Origin of the sequence: Aliivibrio fischeri ATCC 7744 = JCM 18803 = DSM 507, assembly GCF_023983475.1 — a bacterium.
In the GTDB taxonomy this organism is placed as follows: Bacteria; Pseudomonadota; Gammaproteobacteria; order Enterobacterales; family Vibrionaceae; genus Aliivibrio; species Aliivibrio fischeri.
Genome location: NZ_CP092713.1, coordinates 311,909 through 330,276, shown reverse-complemented (window position 1 = coordinate 330,276; position 18,368 = coordinate 311,909). Strand labels below are relative to the sequence as shown.

Below are 18,368 nucleotides of genomic sequence, written 5' to 3'. Positions count from 1 at the left end.
TAAGGTTTTGCCTTAAATAAAGCAGTTTTAAATTTCGCTGCATTGTCATTCAAAAAGCACTAGGTAGTATTGTTTATATTCTATAGCGTCTTATAAAAACTCATGAAAAAAAGCAGACATTTCAGTATTACTTTCACTTTATTTTTTGTCTCAAGTTTAATTGGATATTTAATCTACTTTGCCTGGCAATATTCTAATAATCACCCTAGCACCGAGAATGCTTACGTCCGCGCCAAAATAGTATCCATTGCGCCCCAAATAAAAGGACGAATTATCTCAGTTGAGGTGAATGACTACCAAAAGGTAAATAAAGGCGATCTACTGCTTAAGATAGATCCTCAACCGTATCTTCTAGCAGTAAAAAGAGCAGAGTCAGCATATCAACTCGCAGTGCAACAACATCAAGTCGCTGACAGCAAAGTTACACAAGCTATTGCCAACTTAAATGGTGTAACTTCTAACCTTAAAGAAACACAAATTGAATTCAAAAGAACTCAAGCCTTAGTTAGTCGCAAATTAAGCTCACAACAAGAGCTAGACATAATCAAAAACAAATTAGCCATTGCACAGGCAAAACTAGAAGAAGCAAGAGCCAACGTAGAAGCCGCAATAGCAAACAGAGGGAACGACAATGGTGTTGATGCCGCGATAGTTCAACAAGCCTCTGCAGAGCTTGCTCAAGCTGAACTAGACCTAAGTTACACCGATATCACAGCTCCAACCGACGGTTTACTTGGCGAAATAAATGTTTTTGTAGGTTCAGTTGTTAAAAACAGTCAAATGCTGTTTCCTTTAGTGGTTAAAAACACTTACTGGATTAGAGCTAACTTTAAAGAAACCTCATTAACCAACATTAGAATGGGACAAACAGCAGAAGTCGTTATTGATATGTACCCAAATATCACTTGGCAAGCCAAAGTAAGCGAACTTTCTCCTGCCAGTGGTACTTCGTTTTCTCTCATGCCACCAGAAAACGCAACCGGGAACTGGGTAAAAATAAAACAACGTTATCCTGTGAAATTAATTTTGGATATCCCCAAAGATGCCCCTCAGCTTCGCATTGGTGCAAGTGCAGAAGTCACTATCAATTTATTAGATGACTCAAGAACATGAGCAAAAATGGTGCAACGATTGCCGTCATGCTTGCTGTCTTGATGGTACAAATTGACATCACTGTTGCGAATGTTTCCTTACCTCACATCATGGGCTCTCTTGGTACAACGGTTGACAAGATCCCTTGGATATTAACCAGTTATAGCATGGCCGAAGCCATCTTTATTCCAATAACAAGCTTTTGGGTCGCTCGGTTTGGTGAACGCAAAGTAATGTTAGTTGCTATCATAGGTTTTACTATCGCAAGTATGCTTTGTGGTACCGCACAAACCTTAGCTGAGCTAGTTATTTACCGAATTTTTCAAGGAATGTTTGGGGCTTCAATGTTGCCTTTAGCCCAATCGACCATTGCTCAACTTTATCCAGCTGGACAAAGAGGGCGTGGGATGGCCATTTTTTCTATTGGTATTCTTCTTGGCCCAATATTCGGACCTATTATCGGAGGGATTATTACTGATAACATCAACTGGCGATGGATTTTTTACATCAACCTTCCTGTTGGCTTAATTAGTATTTACCTTATTTATAAACACATTCACCTTAACAATCGCTCTAAATCCAAGTTTGACTGGTGGCTTGTTAGCTATATGGCAATATTCATCAGCTCACTGCAATTTATTCTTGATAGAGGCAATGAGAAAGATTGGTTCGATTCAAGATTAATTCAAATTTTACTCGCCTTTACTATTATTGGCGGAATAATGTGGATATACAGAAGTTTAAAAACCAAAGGTTCTATTGCTCCGCTATGGGTTTTAAAAGATAGGAATTTATTAGCCTCATCCATTATCGGAGGGTTAATATCAATGTGTACTTCAGGATTAGGAGTTCAATTATCTATTTTATTAGAAGAAGTTCTTAACTATCCGGTATTAGATACAGGGCTACTTATGACACCAAGAGGACTTGTTTCAGCATTCGTACTTGTTTTAGTCATTAAATTTAATCCGCAGTTTGATCCTCGTTTGAAAATACTTTTTGGTTTACTCTGCCTTGGACTCGGAAATTACTTAATGACTAAGTACTCACTCAATATAGATACGTTTTGGATCGTATTTCCTGGCATGATACAAGGATTAGGTCTTGGGTTAGCCTTTTCCACATTATCCGTTGTTGCCTATTTGACCTTACCGACACAGCATTCCATTGCAGGTGCGAGTATTTATAACCTTTTCAGGATCTTAGGTAGTGCGTCAGGCATCTCAATTGTCACAACACTGCAATATCGAGATTCGCAACAACAATGGCACGGATTAACAGAAGGTTTTTCTCCTTACAATCCTGATTTACAAAAGTGGCTTCAATTAAACGATTTATCGATTACTGATCCTGAGTCAATTCTACGCTATGAGAATATGATTTATGAACAAAGTCAGATCGTCGTATTTACGCATATGTACCAATGGATTGGTATGAGTGTCATATTCCTTATTCCATTACTCTTATTAATCAAAGTAAAAAAATAAGGCTTGGCTTAATTTAATAATAAACAAAAATCAATCTTTAATTTTCTTAAAAAATATAAAATGCGCATGTGAATGACAATCCAATAATAAATTAGTTGTTAGTATCTTCTTCGTTGATTGGCTAGAAACATCAACATGAAATTAACTAATTAAAAATAAGGAAACATGTTATGAAACATACAAAAAAATTACTTTTTGTAACGACACTACTGGCAAGTAATATTGCTTTCGCAGGAAGTATTATTAGTCAAGAGCAAGGTGATGGCTTAGTTCAGGCACTAACAAAAGATTACAACCAATCTGATTCAAGTTGTGGCGGAGATGGCAGTCCATCATTCCTTTGTACCGGCATTATGCTTCATGGTTCAGAACCAACGAAAAACCATGTATGGAACCCAACAAAGGCTGAAAAAAAATCAGATGGCGTATCATTCTCTTATCTGCGTCATGACTCCAAATACTCTGAATTGGCTTACCGCTTTGACAGTGGCTACATCGTATATCAAATCTTTGGCTCACCAAGTGATAAAATTGATTTAGAATATAACTGTTTCTTCCCTGTTGATGGCTCAACAGATGGACGTGAACTTGCAGGTTGTGGCGCTCATGAAAATTACCCAAGTGAGAGTGGTTCATGTGAATCACAAGGTATACATACAGCATATGAATGGAAAAAACATTACCAATCTACATCAGGTTCTAAGTCTGAGCACCAATGTTCATTTGATGTAAGAGACGGCTCTAGCAGTACCTCATACAACTTTGCACAAGGCTTAGCTGCAATGAAACTGATCTCTGATGAATCTATGCACATTCAAAATGAAGTTCGTGCTTCATTATGGCAGGACGATATCGGTGATGAACTTCCAATCCAAGCGTTTTTCTACCTTGAAGGTTCAAAGTCTGTTGGCTTAAAAGAAGCTAAAAGTTACCAAGAGGATTATTATAATACGACGGGAATCGCTATCCCAGTGATTAAACTAACGCTTCCTAACAAACCATCTGAAGATGCTAAGTTTAAGTTCTCACGTAAAGAACAAGCAATCTAATCGTCATCATTAAGTTTAGACCACGACAATTTGTTCGTGGTCTTTTTTTGTCAAAACAGTAATCTTACATTACTCACAAAGGCCATTAAATTCTGTTTTGTTTCCGATATGATGTTTTTATCAATAGTTAATGAATATTTTAGCCGGAGCCACGCATGAAAAAAATCGTCCCATTTATTTTACTCGCCTTTTTCAGCTTGCGTTTATTTGCTTCTGTCGGTCCTCATATTCAACAGCTAGAACATGATGGTTTTACTATTCTACGTTCAGCTCTTATTGTTGGGGCGGTCTGTTTTGCCATTTCATTAATCATTAAAAAGTTTAAAAAACCGACTCAGATAGAAACCAAATCAGAAGATAATCTAGATTAGAATCCATAAAAAAAGAGTGACCATTTGGCCACTCTTTTTTTATTTCTGCATTTTATGCTTCGTGTTTATAAATATGCAGGTCACGTTGTGGGAATGGAATGCTCACACCTTCCGCATCCAAACGTTTTTTAACGGTTTCAGTTACTTCCCAGTACACATCCCAGTAATCATCAGTCTTAACCCAAGGGCGCACAATAAAGTCCACAGATGATTCATTTAAAGTATGCAATTTAACCATAGGCTCTGGCGTTTTTAATACTGCTGGGTGGCTTTCTAAAATATCAGTAAAGATAGCTTTTGCTTTTTCAATATCGTCTTGATAACCAATACCAAACACCATGTCTACACGACGTTCAGTTTCAATAGTTACGTTCTTAATTACGTCACCCCAAATCTTATTATTAGGGAAAATTAAGTTTTGGTTATCAACGGTTTTAATCGTTGTTGATACCAGGTTCATGCGATTAACTTTACCGACAATACCACCGATATCAACCAAATCACCCACATCAAACGGACGATAAATCAGGATCATCATGCCTGATGCAAAGTTAGATAACGTGTCTTTTAATGCAAAACCAATAACAACACCAGCAACACCAAAACCAGTTAATAGTGGGCCTAAATTAATACCGATTTGAGATAGAGCAATTAAGATACCAATCATCATGACGAACTTTGAGCCCATAGACACAAAGAACTCTTGCATTAACTTGCTGAATTTCATTTTTGAATGAGAAACACTTCTCTTAATTGCACTCTTAGCAAGACGAGAAAGGAAATTCGTAATCCAAAGAATAACAGCAAAAATGATTAACTTAACAATGATAGATGGTGCATTTTCTACCGCCCAATCTTTAAAGCGAGTAACCCACTCTTCAGTCAGACCATATGCTACGCTGATATCCAATACATCACTGTTAATATCACCCGTCACAGAGAAGATAAGCTGCTTATACTCTGTAATATCAATGTTATTTTGTTCCATTAATGCGGTAGTTACTTCTAAACTCGCAATCATTAATGAAATACGTTCAGTCAAGTTAGTCGCATTTTGCGTAAGAAGGTCTTTCTTCTCAACAGATGCATATTGCATACGTTTAGCAATATCTGACTTTTGTGATTCAAGATAATGGATGATGTTAGATAACAAATCTGCACGATTTGTCAGCTCTTTTAAAATCGCTGTCTTTTCTTTAGTGAAATCAATATTTAGCGTTTCACCCCATGACAATGTTTTGAATGCTTCTTCATAATATACATCCATAATGCCAAGACGTTTTTGCGCAGCAAATTCTAGATCGTCTTTCTCTTCACCTTTTGCTTTACGAACCGCTTTAGTTAACTCAACCAGATCTTGATGACTTAACTGCAATAGCTTGCCCATAAGCGTCATCTCTGAACGAACAACACCATCCAATCCTTTTATGCTTGGGTTATCTTGTAGCTGTAATTCAATATCAGCTCGAATCTTGTCATTTTTACGACGCAATACATCTTCAAAAAACAATTTATCGGCTGGATCAGCCGTTGATAGCTGAACTAATCTTTCTTTTAACTCTTGTTGAACCGTAACCATGCTATCAATAGATTGAGCATAGGCAGAAGCCATCATACTCATCATTAATAACAATGCGGCAAAATACTTTTTAATCATAAAAAACGTCCTATATAAATCATGACCATATAATAATTGATACTAAGCTATTCTCATCTATAACAAATACAAATAACAGTGACGAATGATGAAAGCTTGTTCATTTGTTGGAATTTTGTGAGATTAAAAGTATCTATTTGAATTGATAAATCAGTTTTTTTGTTTTCAATCTGCGGTTTTCTTGTATAAAAAAAGGCGCATCCATCAAATGGATACGCCTCTATTTTTATGAAAACTTATAATGCTGACATGATTGTTTTTAACTCAGCAATCAATGCTTCATTACGCAGTTCACCTTTTTCCATATCAAAGTTATCGTAAAAACTTGGGACAGATAATGAACCTTTAACATCAGCTGCGAAGTAAGGAGCTGAACCAGTAGCAGCAGCTAATACTGTTGCTGCACCACCAGGACCTGGAGATGTAGCTAACATCACAACAGGTTTACCTTGATACACTTTCATATCAATACGAGAAGTCCAGTCAAACACATTCTTAAACGCTGTAGCATAAGAGCCATTATGTTCAGCATAAGAAATAACAACCGCATCCGCTTCACCAATTTTTTGGAAGAAACGCTTAGCTTGCTCTGGTTGACCTAATTCTTTTTCTTTATCTTCACTAAAGATAGGCATTTCATAATCATTAATATCTAGCACTTCAACTTCAGCACCGGCAACCAAACCTGCTGCATACGTTGCTAGTTGTTTATTAATTGATGTTGAACTGCTGCTTGCTGCTAATGCTAAAATTTTCATCGGGGTACCTTCATATTCTATTTAAGTAAAAAGAGTAGTTAATGCTCTGCTCTTTTCAAATCTATTGTTCTTGTTTGCGATGGGATAACTATAATTCATTCACAAATATTGATTAATAGCCTAAATGTGCAATGATTATTTCCATATGACTCTTAATAAAATAAAAGATACGTAATATGGCATTTAATTCAGCATTGTTTGATGGCATGGTCATTTTCTCAGAAGTAGTGACCAGTGGTAGCTTTACTCAGGCCGCTCTTAATAGTGGGCACTCAACCTCTTACATCAGTAAAGAGATTGGAAAATTAGAAGAGCGTTTAGGTGTCCGCCTACTTCATCGCACGACTCGAACGTTACGTTTAACCCCTGAAGGTGAGCTTTATTTTCAGCAATGCCAACAGCTAATTGAAGATGCTCAAATGGCTGAAAATTCGATTACAGGACAACAAGAAAAACCTAAAGGTCGATTAAAAGTCAGCTGTCCTGTTGGCTTTGCTCTTTCACGCTTACGTCCAATACTAGGGAAATTTACTGATTTATATCCAGATATCACACTGGAGTTAGATTTAAATGATAGAAAGATTGATATTGTTGCAGAAGGGTTTGATATGGCGATCCGTGCATCGCATCAACTTGAAGATTCCAGTTTGATCAGTCGTCGATTTTTACGTTCAAGAGCGATCACTATCGCCTCACCTGATTATCTAAAAAAACACGGAGCACCACTGCATCCTAATGAACTGCCTTCACATAAAACCATAGGCTATGCGTATGTTAAACAAGGAGCCGTTTGGGATTTTACCGATAAAAATAGCCAACCACTGGCGATTCAATTAAACAGTCAAGTGATTACCAACAATTCGTTTATGGAGTTATCATTGTGTTTGGCAGGACAAGGGATAACTCGTATCCCTCATTTTCATTTAACCGATGAATTAGAAACAGGCAAGTTAGTTGAGTTGTTTGCGGACTATCCAAAATTAACCATTGATATATTTATGGTTTATCCAAGCCGCAAACATATGTCAGCCAAGGTGCGATGCTTTATGGACTTCATCTCTGAACACCTTGGTGATTAATAGGTATTACTCTTCTAATAGTGTTTCAAAGCGCTCTAAGCCTCTTAGAGGGTCAAAATCAGGCTCTTCCAATACAAGCTCACGCATAGACGTACTCGCCTCAATAGAACGCTGCAAGTCATCAATGGCTTGCACTTCTGCCCCTAATTGCGCATACGCACAAGCACGTTGGAATAGTGCGTGTGCATTTTGATCATCCACTTCTAAAACACGATTACATAAATTCAGTGCCCAATGAAATTCACGCATCTCCATTGCCGCATCCGCTTTATACGTTAACGCTTCTAAATCACCCGGTCTTACTTTTAAAATCTCATCATAAATATCCATTTTTTGCTCAGGCGTTTGTACACTTTGAGCACGAAGCCACAAATTATGCACTTCATTGATGATCTCGATTTCACGGTTATTCTCAGTAATAATTCGCGTTTTACGTTTTAAATCGCGCTCTAACGCCACAAACTTCTTCTCATAATCTTGCGCTATTTTATTGAGTTGCTTGTCTGCCATTTCTTTGGTGTTTTGTTTCATTTCTCTTAATGATTGCCAACCAATAAGTGCAATCAAAGAAGCCACAGCCGCAATAACATAGAAAAAATAAGTAACCGTTGTATTAGAATAATTTAATGATTTATCTGCAACCGCTAACTCACGGTCGGTAATTTGAATGGTTAAACGTCGCTCTAGATCTTGTTGTTCGATACGCAAAGCCTTCAGCTCATCTAAAATATAGCGCTCCATTAATGGACGATCTAAATACTCTTGTTCTGAATAAGTCACTTCCTCTGCTTGTAATGACAGTGAAGTAAAAAGAGTGATGAGAAGCAAAAAGAAGTGTCGATACATAGGGATACCCTTGTTAATCGTGTATTTAGAAGTGATATACATAAAGATAACACATCAAAGACAGCAACACCCGATTAACAAAGAAAACCAATTAAAATCCCATCACCATGGAGCCGACAAGTAAACCTGCCATACTGTAGTTAAAAAACTTTAAATGCTTCGGTGTTTTTAATCTCTTTTGTAACTCTTTACCTGCAACGGTCCAAAAACTCACAGTCGGAACATTAATACAGATAAACACGAACGCAATTAACAATACACTGAACATATCAGAACTGGTTGCATAGATGCTCATCACAGATAAAGCCATCGACCACCCTTTTGGATTTACCCACTGAAAACTTGCCGCCGCTAAAAAAGACATGGGTTTATAATCGCGATTGTCACTGTTTATCGGCTCACTTCTCGCAATTTTATATGCTAAATAACTCAAATAAATCGCACTAACCATCTGCAAAATAAATTCCAACTGAGGATAAGTTTGAAAAATTTGAATTAGCCCAAACCCGACCAATATCAGCATAAAAGCAAAGCCAAATATCACTCCAAGCATATGTGGAATAGTACGAACAAATCCAACATTAGCCCCAGATGTCATCAACATAATGTTATTTGGGCCAGGAGTAAACGCGCCCACAAAAGCAAAGGTAATTAACGCAAATAAGTAAGTGTAATCCATCATAACCATCTTAAAATTAAATTCTGCTTGTATCTTAATGCGAGACTAAGTAAATTTTCTGTCTATATTTGTTTAAAATGAAAATAATTCGCAAGGTATTGTCACTATGGATAGGTTTGACGAAAGAATATTGCAAGAGCTGAAATTAAATGGACGATTAACCAACGTTGAGTTATCTGAGCGCATTGGGTTATCCCCTTCAGCAACATTACGTCGTGTACAAGAATTAGAGCGAAATGGGACGATTCAAGGCTATCGTGCGGTATTAAATCCGAATAAGTGTGGAATAGGATTTGTTGCTTATGTGACGATCGGATTATCGGATCACAGTAAAAAATCACAAAAAGATTTCGAAGCGCAGATAATGGAATCAAATGAAGTAACAGAATGCCACAATATTACGGGATCGAATGAGTATCTATTGCGGGTTGAGACTGAGAGTCTATCCTCATATAAGCAGTTTCATTCAAACGTACTTGGAGAGATCTCTCAGGTCAACTCAATTGGCACCTTAGTGGTGATGGACACGCCTAAAGATGAACGAACTTAGGCGTGTGAATACTTTGCTAAAACACCATCTCGATTTAATTGGTGTAATTGCTTTGATGAACTAATGATCATTTTAACTGGCACAATAATAAAATAGATAGATGCCATTACAACCATGATTGGATCAGCAAGTTGTGCATAATGTGCATATGAAGTAAGTAATAATACTTTTGCAACCATAAAGCCAACAAATACAGCAGCACTAATTACGGTATCCATTAACCATTGTTTTGCTTCTGCATCAACAAGAGCCGAGTTCGTTTCACGACCTTGTGTTTTCATTACCCAATAACTTGTATAACAACCTATCATGCTAAAAACACCAAACGCTAATGCGATACCGGTATTCACTTCTCGACCACCTTCCATAATTGCTTGAACAGCAGCAATAAATGAAAGTACACACATTAAGGTAATTGCGATCCCTTTAAGCAAGATTACTGAAGACTCAATTACCTTAACACGCTTGATATTCTTCGAAACGTCTTCTTTTCGAATGTACAGCACTGTCACTAGCGAAACTAGGGTTAAACCTAAACTCACTAATGAGTAAACACCATCAAAAATAATAACTAATGAATGAATCAGCGTACCTAATACAATACCTAACATTGCAAACAGTAAAGCTGAAAACGTTGAAACCAGTAATAATTGCCTTTCTTTTTTAATTGAATACGACATATTTTCCTCCATCGACTTATTTTTCGTCTTTTTTATGTATACAGATCATCATATAGAGAAAATTGGTGATAGGATAATCAGTCAGCGTCAACTAATTCGTCGCTTAACATTAAACGGCATAAATTAACGAGAAAAAGATCATGAAAACCAGTCAAATTGAAATGCTCTTATATACGGTTGAATTGGGTTCTATTGCAGAAGCAGCTCGTAAACTTCAAAAAAGTCGAACCACCGTCAGTGCTGCATTAAGTACTCTTGAAGATGAGCTTGGAGTGACTTTATTAATTCGCACAGGTAACCGCATTACTCCAACAGAAATTGGCGAGTCGATTGTGAATGATTGCCAACGTATGATGATCATTAGCAATGATATTGTTAGTAAGTGCTTACAATATAACGAAGGTATAGCCTCAACCATTCGCGTGGTTAGAGATGACTCACTACCTGAGCCCATTTGGCGTGATATTTTAACTCGCATGAGTCGTAAATTCCCAAACACCAGTATCTCTATTTACGTTGCCCCATCACCAGAACTTGAAGAAATGGTAGAACAAAATGTGGTTGATGTAGCGTATGGCATTTTACCTATCAATAGCCAACTTCTGCATGTTCAACAAAACGAGTTAGGCCAAATTCGCATGATGTCGGTCGCACATAAAGAGCATCCATTAAGTCAGCTAAGAAAAGTAAGCCCAACAGATCTAGAAAGCCACACTGAAATCATTCTGAACTACATTGATGATGATGAATTAATGGTGTTTGAGCCAACATCCAGTAAGTACATTGCTCTTACATTTTATGAGCACCTACGTGATGCAGTCTTGGATAAAACAGGTTGGTCGTCCGTTCCCGCGCTATTAATTAATGAGCATTTACGCGATGGCACCTTAAAGGTTCTTAAACATAATCGAGCGATGAACTGGCAATCTTTCGCTGAAATGACAAAGACTACCATGCCCCGTGGTGTGATTATTGATTGGCTATCAGAACAAGTTGAAGACTATTTATTAGAAGTCTCAGAATAATGATTTCTTTCGTTCAAAATAAGCAGTAAATTACCCATGATTCACATATGAAAATGGGCTTAATCATAGCCCTTAATACCAAATGCAGCAGTACATGGAATTATTTATGAGCATTGAAACTTATCTTCTTTTTATCGCAGGGATGTTCGCCTTTTGTGCGATGCCCGGCGCCGATTTCTTTTACGTTCTTTCAAGAGCCTTAGGCGGTGGTGCCAAAACAGGGGTTTATGCCGCTGTGGGTATTGCCACAGGTGTTCTTTTTCATACCTTTTTAGCTGTTGTTGGCTTAAGTGCACTACTGCTCTCTTCAGCAACTGCGTTTATGGTAATTAAATACATAGGTGCCGCTTACCTGTGTTATATCGGATTTAAAATGTTCACAGCAAAAGGCGGTTTTGGCCAAGTAGAAACCACTAATCGTACATCTGATATAAAAGTGTTTCGTCAAGGTATTCTAACCAATGCCCTCAACCCAAAAGTGTGTTTGACCTTTGTTGCTTTTATTCCTCAATTTTTAACTCCAGAGACATCATCACCTTTAATGCTCGGAATGCTTGGTATCACAACCGCTATTATCGCTTTGCTATGGTTTACTTGCGTTGCCGTTTTCGCTGCAAAATTCAGAACGGTTATTGCCGAGAGCAAAGCATTTTCAAACCTCTTAAAATACGGCCTAAGCTCTTTATTAATGGGCTTTGGCGCTAAGTTAGCAATGACTAACTAATATTAGTCTAAAATCAAAAAAGGGGTGAAGCTATTGTCGCTTCACCCCTTTTTTATCACTTCAATAACTACTTATTTTCTTCAAAATAGATTAACGATTTAAACGTTGATCAATATCTACCGCCAGAGCTACCGATGCTCCAACCATTGGATTATTCCCCATTCCAATAAAACCCATCATCGCAACATGTGCAGGTACAGATGAACTTCCAGCAAATTGTGCATCTGCATGCATTCTTCCCATGGTATCTGTCATACCGTAAGATGCAGGACCAGCAGCCACATTATCAGGGTGTAAAGTTCGTCCTGTGCCACCACCAGAGGCCACAGAGAAGTACGGTTTTCCTTGAGATAAACGTTCTTGTTTATAAATGCCAGCAACAGGGTGCTGAAAACGTGTAGGGTTCGTTGAATTCCCCGTAATACTCACATCAACATTTGCAGCATGCATAATAGCGGTGCCTTCACGAACATCATCCGCACCATAACATAAAATATCCCCACGCTCTGTTTGCGAAAAACGCTTTCTACCTACTTCAACCAATTCACCGGTTTGGTAATTAAATTCTGTTCTTACATAAGTAAAACCATTAATACGCGAGATAAGATAAGCGGCATCTTTACCTAAGCCATTTAATACCACTCTTAATGGTGTATGACGTGATTTATTTGCATTTAATGCAATTTTAATCGCTCCTTCAGCAGCAGCAAAAGACTCATGACCAGCTAAAAATGCAAAGCACTGAGTTTCTTCCGATAATAAACGAGCTGCTAATGCACCATGGCCAAGCCCAACTTGACGCTGCTCAGCAACACTCCCTTTTTTACAAAATGCTTGTAGCCCTTCACCAATCATAGTTGCAGCGGTTACCGCACTGTTTGCTTTTCGAAATAGTGCTAAAGCAGAGCCTAAAGTATAAGCATCACACGCATTATCAAAAGCAATCGGCTGAGTATCTAATACCAATTTTTTAGGATCGATCCCAGCTTCAACGCAATAATCATATGCTTGATCAAGTGTTGAGAAGTTCATTTCTTTAAGTAATGTTTGGATATTTGTATTCATAATGATGACCTCAATTATTCTTGACGTGGATCGACAGTTTTTACTGCTTCAGAAAAGCGTCCATAAGTCCCCTTAGCACCTTTTAACGCTTCATCAGCAGAAATACCTTTTCCAATATCTGCCATCATTTTTCCAAGATTCAAATACTCATAACCAATCACTTCACTATCTTCATCAAGACCTAAACGAGTTACGTATCCTTCGGCTAATTCCATATAACGCACACCTTTTGCATTAGTTGAATAACTCGTACCAACTTGGCTTCGTTTGGTTTTACCTAAATCTTCTAATGCAGCTCCAACCTCTAAACCACCTTCAGAGAAAGCAGATTGAGTTCGACCATAAGCAAATTGAAGAAATATTTCACGCATCGCAACATTAATTGCATCGCATACCAAATCCGTATTCATTGCTTCTAAAATGGTTTTTCCTGTAAGGATCTCTGCTGCCATTGCCGCAGAGTGCGTCATTCCAGAGCAGCCAATCGTTTCGATCAGTGCTTCTTCAATAATGCCTTCTTTCACATTTAAAGTTAATTTGGCCGCTCCTTGCTGAGGAGCACAAGCACCTACGCCATGACTTAATCCAGAAATCGCTATCACTTCTTTTGGGTTAATCATTCGTCCTTCAACAGGAATTGGTGCTGATGGGTGAAGGTCGCCTCTTTGAATAGGGCACATGGTTTGAATTTCAGATGCATATTGCATAATGTTTTCCCGTTGGTAAGGAAAACAGGTGTAGGAGGGTATATGACCTACAGACCAAGAGCGAACAACAATCTCAATCTAGATAAGTAACTATAAAGATACTTATTTGGATTGATACAAAACGTTCGTTCAACAGATACACCTGTTCTCTATTCTGTAGGAGTCATCAGCCAACATTGGCGGTTAAGTAGGTGGAACCCCATCACCTTTACGTATTCAATATTAGCTCCAAAGAACACGCAGTCGCAACAGGGTTATTAGACTTATTTTATATATTAAATCCAACTTTTATATTAGATAAACCATAAAGATTGAGTATTTATCACTATTTAATCTGAGTAATACAACGTAATGTAATATTACTTAAAACTTAAAATCGTGAACGATAACTACGATGGCATCCATTACAGGTATCCTGCGCCTGCTCTAAACCAGCTTCTGCCGCCTCTTTATCTTGTTGTTGGCTTGCTTGATATAGCAAAGCAAAACCACTATCCATCTCTTTCATCAGTTGATTAAACTTTTCCGGTTTATCCCACACCGCTTTTTTTGCTTTACTGCCTTCTTGGCTCCCTTCAGTAAAAGCCGTATTTAATAATTGACTATGTTGAACCAATTGCTGACTGATCGATTCAATTTCGCTCCAATTTAGTACATTTTCATCCATCATCTCTTCTACTTGCTCTGATTGATTTTCTATATGTACAAAAGCCTGTTGTCTTGCGTTAATTAGGTCAACACTCGCTTGAGCAAATGCAATATTTGGTAATAAAACACATAAACTAATTACTAATTTTTTCATTACGTTCTCTCTTAATAGATGTCTGTCTCGCTTCGAGTTGCATTTAATTTACACCACAACAGTTGCACATGCAACTGTTGTGGTGTAAATTATCTTTCAGTTAGTTAAAACATCCATTAATTAGGAACAAGAAATGAAAATTTGGGATTTACCAACACGCATATATCATTGGCTTCAAGCACTGCTTTTTATCGGATTAGCCGCAAGTGGTTTTAATGGAGAAGGGCCACATATCTATTTAGGTTTGGCGCTTTTTACTCTTATTTTATGGCGTATTGTTTGGGGCTTTATCGGAAGTGACACGAGCCGTTTTAAGCAATTTATTTCTTCTCCAAAACGTACAATTTCTTACTTATTAGGAAAAGAACCATCAAAAGCAGGTCATAATCCAGCGGGATCTTGGATGGTTATTGGGTTAATTTCCACCTTATTTATTCAATGCATTACTGGAATTGCATTAGCAGGATTATTCGATCACATCCCTTATGCCGATATTGTTTTAAATGACAATGTCTTTGATGTTTTTGTTACTCTGCATGGAATATGTGCACGCTTATTACCTGTATTAGTCGTATTGCATTTAGTCACCATTCTCTTTTATAAATTACGCTCAAAGCCACTTGTTTGGGCAATGATCACTGGCGTGCAAAAGAAACTTACAGAACATCAAATGCCATCAAATCTAGTATTTGTATCAAATAAGCGTGCATTATTAGTGCTAATTGCAACAGGATTAGTTACCATTGCAATAGTTGTAAGCGCAGGGGTTTGAACACAATGGAAGAATTTGATCGTCAAAGTAGCTTTGGTTGGATGATAAATGTTGTTGCTAATCAAGCATCAAAACATTTCGAAACGGAATTAAAACAGCACGGTTTAACTGTTGCACTGTGGCCAACCATGATGTGTCTATGGGAAGAAGAAGGTGTGACTCAGCGTGATATTGCCGAAAAGTCAAAAGTGGAAAACTCCACAACCACTCGAACATTAGATAAGTTAGAAAAACTTGGTCTTGTTGAACGACAAGCTGATCCCAATAGCCGTCGTTCCTTTCGAATTTACTTAACTGATGAGGGTCGAGCATTAAAAGAAACCCTTTTGCCGATCCCTATTAAAGTAAATAAAGAAATACTTAGCTCTCTTGAGTTAAATGAGCAAAAAGAGATGATTCGGCTACTGCAAAAAATGGTCGCTGCCGTATAAATATTACTCTTTTAAACTAATAAATAGCCCAAATCATCATGGGCTATTTTTGTATCTACGCCACCTTCATATCCAAATCAAAGCCCTCACAGATACTAAGAGAACTAATCTATTTTTCTCTATTTATTATTTTAGCAATCGAACTTAAATGTGATTTAGATCGCATTTAATTGGACTTAATCGTCTTTTTTGTGCCATTAATTTGCTTTTCAACTGCTAAAAATGCCCATAATAAAAAGGAATTTAATTAGAGTACAAAGGATATGTATTTACATATGGCTATCGCAGCGCCCAGAATCTTGTGTCCAGATATGGATTCTGACACAACAAAAAAATGGATTTTTCGAGAACCTTCGAGGACAGACGGTGACGATGTTTACGCATTGATCACCGAGTGTCCTCCTCTTGATATAAACTCTTCATACTGCAACTTTCTTCAAGCTACTCATTTCAGTAAAACCTGCGTTTTGGCAGAGAAAGATGGCGATCTCGCTGGCTTTATCTCTGGGTACCAAAAACCTGATGAACCGAATACGCTGTTCATATGGCAAGTCGCCGTCTCCCCACGTTACCGAGGTAAAGGGTTAGCGTTTTCAATGCTAACCACACTTTTAGAGCGAAAAAAACTTCTGCATATCGAATTTATAGAAACCACAATAACCAAGGCAAATAACGCCTCTTGGTCACTATTTAAAAAAATTGATGCCCAATATGGAAATCAAGGGCAAGTTACTACGTTTCTAGATAAAGAATCACACTTTAAAGGAAAGCACGATACAGAGTATTTGTATCGTATCCCTCTAAAATCTTCACAAAAATAGGAATCATAAACGGACTCATCATGAATATTTTCAAGAAGCAAGAATCACAAGTACGCTCATACTCAAACAATTTCCCAGTTGTTTTTCAAAAAGCAAAAGGCAGCTGGCTAGAAACTGAAAATGGAGAGCGTTACCTAGACTTCCTTGCCGGAGCCGGATCACTTAACTACGGTCACAACAACCCAGTCTTAAAGCAAGCTTTACTTGAATACATCGAAAACGACGGTATCACTCATGGCTTAGACATGCACTCTAGTGCAAAAGCCACATTTTTAAATGCCCTAAATCGTTATATTCTCGAACCAAGAAACCTAGAGTACAAGGTACAGTTCACGGGACCTACGGGCACCAATGCTGTTGAGGCCGCTTTAAAACTGGCACGAAAAGTCACTAACCGAACCAATATTGTCGCGTTCACTAATGGCTTTCATGGTTGTACAGCCGGAGCACTGGCGGCAACGGGGAATCAACACCATCGCCAAGGTGCCGGTTTTAGCTTAAACAATATTACACGCATTCCTTTTGAAGGTTATGCTGATATCGATGGACTTAACCTGTTTGAGACCATGCTATCTGACAATTCAAGCGGTTTAGATAAACCAGCTGCGGTACTTTTAGAAACCGTACAAGGTGAAGGCGGTTTAAACGTCGCTTCAAACGAATGGCTACAACGTCTAAGTAAGATCTGTAAAGCCAACGACATTCTAATGATTGTTGATGATATTCAAGCAGGTTGTGGGCGTACTGGTACTTTCTTTAGTTTTGAGTCATCAGGTATTAGACCAGATATGGTAACTCTATCAAAATCAATTGGTGGCTACGGCTTACCAATGGCAGTTGTTTTACTTAAACCTGAATTAGATGAGTGGAAACCCGGTGAGCATAACGGTACTTTCCGTGGTAACAACCATGCCTTTATTACTGCAGCAAAAGCACTTGAAATTTATTGGGCGAACGATAACTTTGAAAACCACATCAAACAATCGTCTAACAAAGTCAGCGACGTAATCCTTCGCACCATTAAACGTCACCCTAAGTTATTTGTTCAACAGAAAGGCCGTGGCATGATGATTGGCATTGAATGTAAAGACGGTATCATCTCAAGTGATATCGCAAAAACCTGCTTTGAAAACGGTATGGTAATTGAAACCGCAGGTCCTGATGACGAAGTGGTTAAATTCTTCTGTCCATTAACCATTACTGAATCAGAGTTAGACCAAGGATTGGCTATCTTTGAAGACGCAGTTGATAGTATTGCAGCAAAACATTTTAAAAAAGCATCTTAATCAAGGAAGATACGATGATAGTAAGAACATTAGATGAATGTCGCGACAGCGAACGACGTGTAGCATCTGAAACATGGGAAAGCGTAAGAATGTTATTGAAAAATGACAACATGGGCTTCTCTTTTCATATCACGACAATCTATCAAGATACTGAAACACACATCCATTACAAAAACCATTTAGAGTCCGTCTATTGCATGAGTGGTGAGGGGGAGATTGAAGTGGTTGGAGGGGAGACTTACCCCATAAAATCAGGAACATTATACATTCTTGATAAACACGACGAGCATTATTTACGAGCGTATAAAGATAAAGAAATGGTGATGGCGTGCGTTTTCAACCCGCCAATTACGGGTGCCGAAGTTCATGATGAAAACGGTGTTTATCCTGTTCTCGATTAACTCACACTATTAGTTAACCACAACCTTCCCCTATCAACCTGAATAATCCATCGTTCAGGTTGATACAAAAGTCAAAAAGGACTTAC

The 18,368-nt window shown here is 37.9% G+C and carries 21 protein-coding genes and 1 riboswitch; of the genes, 13 read left to right on the top strand and 8 right to left on the bottom strand.

All coding sequences use genetic code 11. The features are described 5' to 3' along the window. The first annotated feature begins 102 nt into the window (after positions 1–102). From AVFI_RS15090 to AVFI_RS15075, 4 genes are all read left to right on the top strand, one after another. Positions 103–1,113 (top strand): HlyD family secretion protein, encoded by a 1,011-nt coding sequence (locus AVFI_RS15090; RefSeq protein ID WP_038155702.1) that lies wholly within the window; start codon positions 103–105, stop codon positions 1,111–1,113. Continuing rightward, positions 1,110–2,579, top strand: coding sequence for an MDR family MFS transporter (locus AVFI_RS15085; RefSeq protein ID WP_005423785.1), 1,470 nt, complete (start codon positions 1,110–1,112; stop codon positions 2,577–2,579). The genes AVFI_RS15090 and AVFI_RS15085 overlap by 4 nt, the downstream gene beginning before the upstream one ends. A gap of 170 nt (positions 2,580–2,749) precedes the next feature. Next, positions 2,750–3,628 carry a halovibrin HvnA gene (locus AVFI_RS15080; protein WP_065623289.1) on the top strand — a complete coding sequence of 293 codons (879 nt, stop codon included), beginning with the start codon at positions 2,750–2,752 and terminating at the stop codon, positions 3,626–3,628. A 155-nt stretch (positions 3,629–3,783) separates the two neighbouring features. Then, complete coding sequence (locus tag AVFI_RS15075) at positions 3,784–3,999, top strand: hypothetical protein (RefSeq protein ID WP_005423787.1); 216 nt, start codon at positions 3,784–3,786, stop codon at positions 3,997–3,999. Between the two features lie 52 nt (positions 4,000–4,051). Here AVFI_RS15075 and AVFI_RS15070 read toward each other — a convergent pair whose 3' ends face one another. Further along, positions 4,052–5,656, bottom strand: a complete 1,605-nt coding sequence (locus tag AVFI_RS15070) for a mechanosensitive ion channel family protein (protein WP_012535509.1) — start codon at positions 5,654–5,656, stop codon at positions 4,052–4,054. A gap of 236 nt (positions 5,657–5,892) precedes the next feature. Then, entirely contained in the window at positions 5,893–6,414 is a 522-nt protein-coding gene (locus AVFI_RS15065) for an NADPH-dependent FMN reductase (protein ID WP_065597844.1), read from the bottom strand. A gap of 176 nt (positions 6,415–6,590) precedes the next feature. Between AVFI_RS15065 and AVFI_RS15060 the strand changes: the two genes are divergently transcribed. Then, positions 6,591–7,493 carry a LysR family transcriptional regulator gene (locus AVFI_RS15060; protein ID WP_012535357.1) on the top strand — a complete coding sequence of 301 codons (903 nt, stop codon included), beginning with the start codon at positions 6,591–6,593 and terminating at the stop codon, positions 7,491–7,493. Between the two features lie 6 nt (positions 7,494–7,499). Here AVFI_RS15060 and AVFI_RS15055 read toward each other — a convergent pair whose 3' ends face one another. After that, the gene (locus tag AVFI_RS15055; RefSeq protein ID WP_005423791.1) at positions 7,500–8,339 is read right to left on the bottom strand and encodes a TPR end-of-group domain-containing protein; all 840 of its coding nucleotides are present in this window, start codon (positions 8,337–8,339) and stop codon (positions 7,500–7,502) included. A gap of 91 nt (positions 8,340–8,430) precedes the next feature. After that, on the bottom strand, positions 8,431–9,018 hold the full coding sequence (locus tag AVFI_RS15050; RefSeq protein WP_017018938.1) for a LysE family translocator: 588 nt from the start codon (positions 9,016–9,018) through the stop codon (positions 8,431–8,433). A gap of 106 nt (positions 9,019–9,124) precedes the next feature. Between AVFI_RS15050 and AVFI_RS15045 the strand changes: the two genes are divergently transcribed. Beyond that, a complete protein-coding gene (locus AVFI_RS15045; protein WP_054775148.1) occupies positions 9,125–9,568 on the top strand; it encodes an Lrp/AsnC family transcriptional regulator in 444 nt (147 codons plus the stop codon). Here the strand turns inward: AVFI_RS15045 and AVFI_RS15040 are convergent. Beyond that, on the bottom strand, positions 9,565–10,248 hold the full coding sequence (locus tag AVFI_RS15040) for a cation transporter (protein WP_054775147.1): 684 nt from the start codon (positions 10,246–10,248) through the stop codon (positions 9,565–9,567). The genes AVFI_RS15045 and AVFI_RS15040 overlap by 4 nt on opposite strands. 140 nt (positions 10,249–10,388) lie before the next feature. Between AVFI_RS15040 and AVFI_RS15035 the strand changes: the two genes are divergently transcribed. Then, positions 10,389–11,273 (top strand): LysR family transcriptional regulator, encoded by an 885-nt coding sequence (locus AVFI_RS15035; protein ID WP_005423803.1) that lies wholly within the window; start codon positions 10,389–10,391, stop codon positions 11,271–11,273. 106 nt (positions 11,274–11,379) lie between these two features. After that, entirely contained in the window at positions 11,380–11,997 is a 618-nt protein-coding gene (locus tag AVFI_RS15030) for a LysE family translocator (RefSeq protein ID WP_017018935.1), read from the top strand. A 90-nt stretch (positions 11,998–12,087) separates the two neighbouring features. Here AVFI_RS15030 and AVFI_RS15025 read toward each other — a convergent pair whose 3' ends face one another. The 3 genes from AVFI_RS15025 to AVFI_RS15015 all read right to left on the bottom strand — a co-directional run bounded on the left by AVFI_RS15025 (position 12,088) and on the right by AVFI_RS15015 (position 14,571). After that, positions 12,088–13,062, bottom strand: a complete 975-nt coding sequence (locus AVFI_RS15025; protein WP_065623286.1) for a GGGtGRT protein — start codon at positions 13,060–13,062, stop codon at positions 12,088–12,090. A 14-nt stretch (positions 13,063–13,076) separates the two neighbouring features. Continuing rightward, positions 13,077–13,769, bottom strand: a complete 693-nt coding sequence (locus AVFI_RS15020; RefSeq protein WP_005423808.1) for an iron-sulfur cluster assembly scaffold protein — start codon at positions 13,767–13,769, stop codon at positions 13,077–13,079. 150 nt (positions 13,770–13,919) lie between these two features. Further along, positions 13,920–13,985: riboswitch (Fluoride riboswitch) on the bottom strand. Between the two features lie 154 nt (positions 13,986–14,139). Further along, the gene (locus tag AVFI_RS15015) at positions 14,140–14,571 is read right to left on the bottom strand and encodes a c-type cytochrome (protein WP_005423810.1); all 432 of its coding nucleotides are present in this window, start codon (positions 14,569–14,571) and stop codon (positions 14,140–14,142) included. A gap of 133 nt (positions 14,572–14,704) precedes the next feature. On the opposite strand from AVFI_RS15015, the gene AVFI_RS15010 reads away from it, so the two are divergent. The 5 genes from AVFI_RS15010 (at position 14,705) to AVFI_RS14990 (ending at position 18,282) form a co-directional block, all read left to right on the top strand. Continuing rightward, positions 14,705–15,343: a cytochrome b/b6 domain-containing protein gene (locus AVFI_RS15010; RefSeq protein ID WP_054775146.1), complete on the top strand. Its 639-nt coding sequence runs from the start codon at positions 14,705–14,707 to the stop codon at positions 15,341–15,343. A 5-nt stretch (positions 15,344–15,348) separates the two neighbouring features. Beyond that, positions 15,349–15,774: a MarR family winged helix-turn-helix transcriptional regulator gene (locus AVFI_RS15005; protein ID WP_012535415.1), complete on the top strand. Its 426-nt coding sequence runs from the start codon at positions 15,349–15,351 to the stop codon at positions 15,772–15,774. 275 nt (positions 15,775–16,049) lie between these two features. Then, complete coding sequence (ectA, locus tag AVFI_RS15000; protein WP_038155704.1) at positions 16,050–16,595, top strand: diaminobutyrate acetyltransferase; 546 nt, start codon at positions 16,050–16,052, stop codon at positions 16,593–16,595. Between the two features lie 20 nt (positions 16,596–16,615). Then, positions 16,616–17,881: a diaminobutyrate--2-oxoglutarate transaminase gene (gene ectB / locus AVFI_RS14995; protein WP_063666869.1), complete on the top strand. Its 1,266-nt coding sequence runs from the start codon at positions 16,616–16,618 to the stop codon at positions 17,879–17,881. 14 nt (positions 17,882–17,895) lie between these two features. After that, entirely contained in the window at positions 17,896–18,282 is a 387-nt protein-coding gene (locus tag AVFI_RS14990) for an ectoine synthase (protein ID WP_054775210.1), read from the top strand. The last annotated feature ends 86 nt before the right edge of the window (positions 18,283–18,368 follow it).

Excerpts from the sequence above, each read along its gene's own strand:
- AVFI_RS15090 (WP_038155702.1), top strand. The coding sequence starts at position 103 with ATGAAAAAAAGCAGACATTTCAGTATTACTTTCACTTTATTTTTTGTC.
- AVFI_RS15085 (WP_005423785.1), top strand. The coding sequence starts at position 1,110 with ATGAGCAAAAATGGTGCAACGATTGCCGTCATGCTTGCTGTCTTGATG.
- AVFI_RS15080 (WP_065623289.1), top strand. The coding sequence starts at position 2,750 with ATGAAACATACAAAAAAATTACTTTTTGTAACGACACTACTGGCAAGT.
- AVFI_RS15075 (WP_005423787.1), top strand. The coding sequence starts at position 3,784 with ATGAAAAAAATCGTCCCATTTATTTTACTCGCCTTTTTCAGCTTGCGT.
- AVFI_RS15070 (WP_012535509.1), bottom strand. The coding sequence starts at position 5,656 with ATGATTAAAAAGTATTTTGCCGCATTGTTATTAATGATGAGTATGATG.
- AVFI_RS15065 (WP_065597844.1), bottom strand. The coding sequence starts at position 6,414 with ATGAAAATTTTAGCATTAGCAGCAAGCAGCAGTTCAACATCAATTAAT.
- AVFI_RS15060 (WP_012535357.1), top strand. The coding sequence starts at position 6,591 with ATGGCATTTAATTCAGCATTGTTTGATGGCATGGTCATTTTCTCAGAA.
- AVFI_RS15055 (WP_005423791.1), bottom strand. The coding sequence starts at position 8,339 with ATGTATCGACACTTCTTTTTGCTTCTCATCACTCTTTTTACTTCACTG.
- AVFI_RS15050 (WP_017018938.1), bottom strand. The coding sequence starts at position 9,018 with ATGGATTACACTTACTTATTTGCGTTAATTACCTTTGCTTTTGTGGGC.
- AVFI_RS15045 (WP_054775148.1), top strand. The coding sequence starts at position 9,125 with ATGGATAGGTTTGACGAAAGAATATTGCAAGAGCTGAAATTAAATGGA.
- AVFI_RS15040 (WP_054775147.1), bottom strand. The coding sequence starts at position 10,248 with ATGTCGTATTCAATTAAAAAAGAAAGGCAATTATTACTGGTTTCAACG.
- AVFI_RS15035 (WP_005423803.1), top strand. The coding sequence starts at position 10,389 with ATGAAAACCAGTCAAATTGAAATGCTCTTATATACGGTTGAATTGGGT.
- AVFI_RS15030 (WP_017018935.1), top strand. The coding sequence starts at position 11,380 with ATGAGCATTGAAACTTATCTTCTTTTTATCGCAGGGATGTTCGCCTTT.
- AVFI_RS15025 (WP_065623286.1), bottom strand. The coding sequence starts at position 13,062 with ATGAATACAAATATCCAAACATTACTTAAAGAAATGAACTTCTCAACA.
- AVFI_RS15020 (WP_005423808.1), bottom strand. The coding sequence starts at position 13,769 with ATGCAATATGCATCTGAAATTCAAACCATGTGCCCTATTCAAAGAGGC.
- AVFI_RS15015 (WP_005423810.1), bottom strand. The coding sequence starts at position 14,571 with ATGAAAAAATTAGTAATTAGTTTATGTGTTTTATTACCAAATATTGCA.
- AVFI_RS15010 (WP_054775146.1), top strand. The coding sequence starts at position 14,705 with ATGAAAATTTGGGATTTACCAACACGCATATATCATTGGCTTCAAGCA.
- AVFI_RS15005 (WP_012535415.1), top strand. The coding sequence starts at position 15,349 with ATGGAAGAATTTGATCGTCAAAGTAGCTTTGGTTGGATGATAAATGTT.
- ectA (WP_038155704.1), top strand. The coding sequence starts at position 16,050 with ATGGCTATCGCAGCGCCCAGAATCTTGTGTCCAGATATGGATTCTGAC.
- ectB (WP_063666869.1), top strand. The coding sequence starts at position 16,616 with ATGAATATTTTCAAGAAGCAAGAATCACAAGTACGCTCATACTCAAAC.
- AVFI_RS14990 (WP_054775210.1), top strand. The coding sequence starts at position 17,896 with ATGATAGTAAGAACATTAGATGAATGTCGCGACAGCGAACGACGTGTA.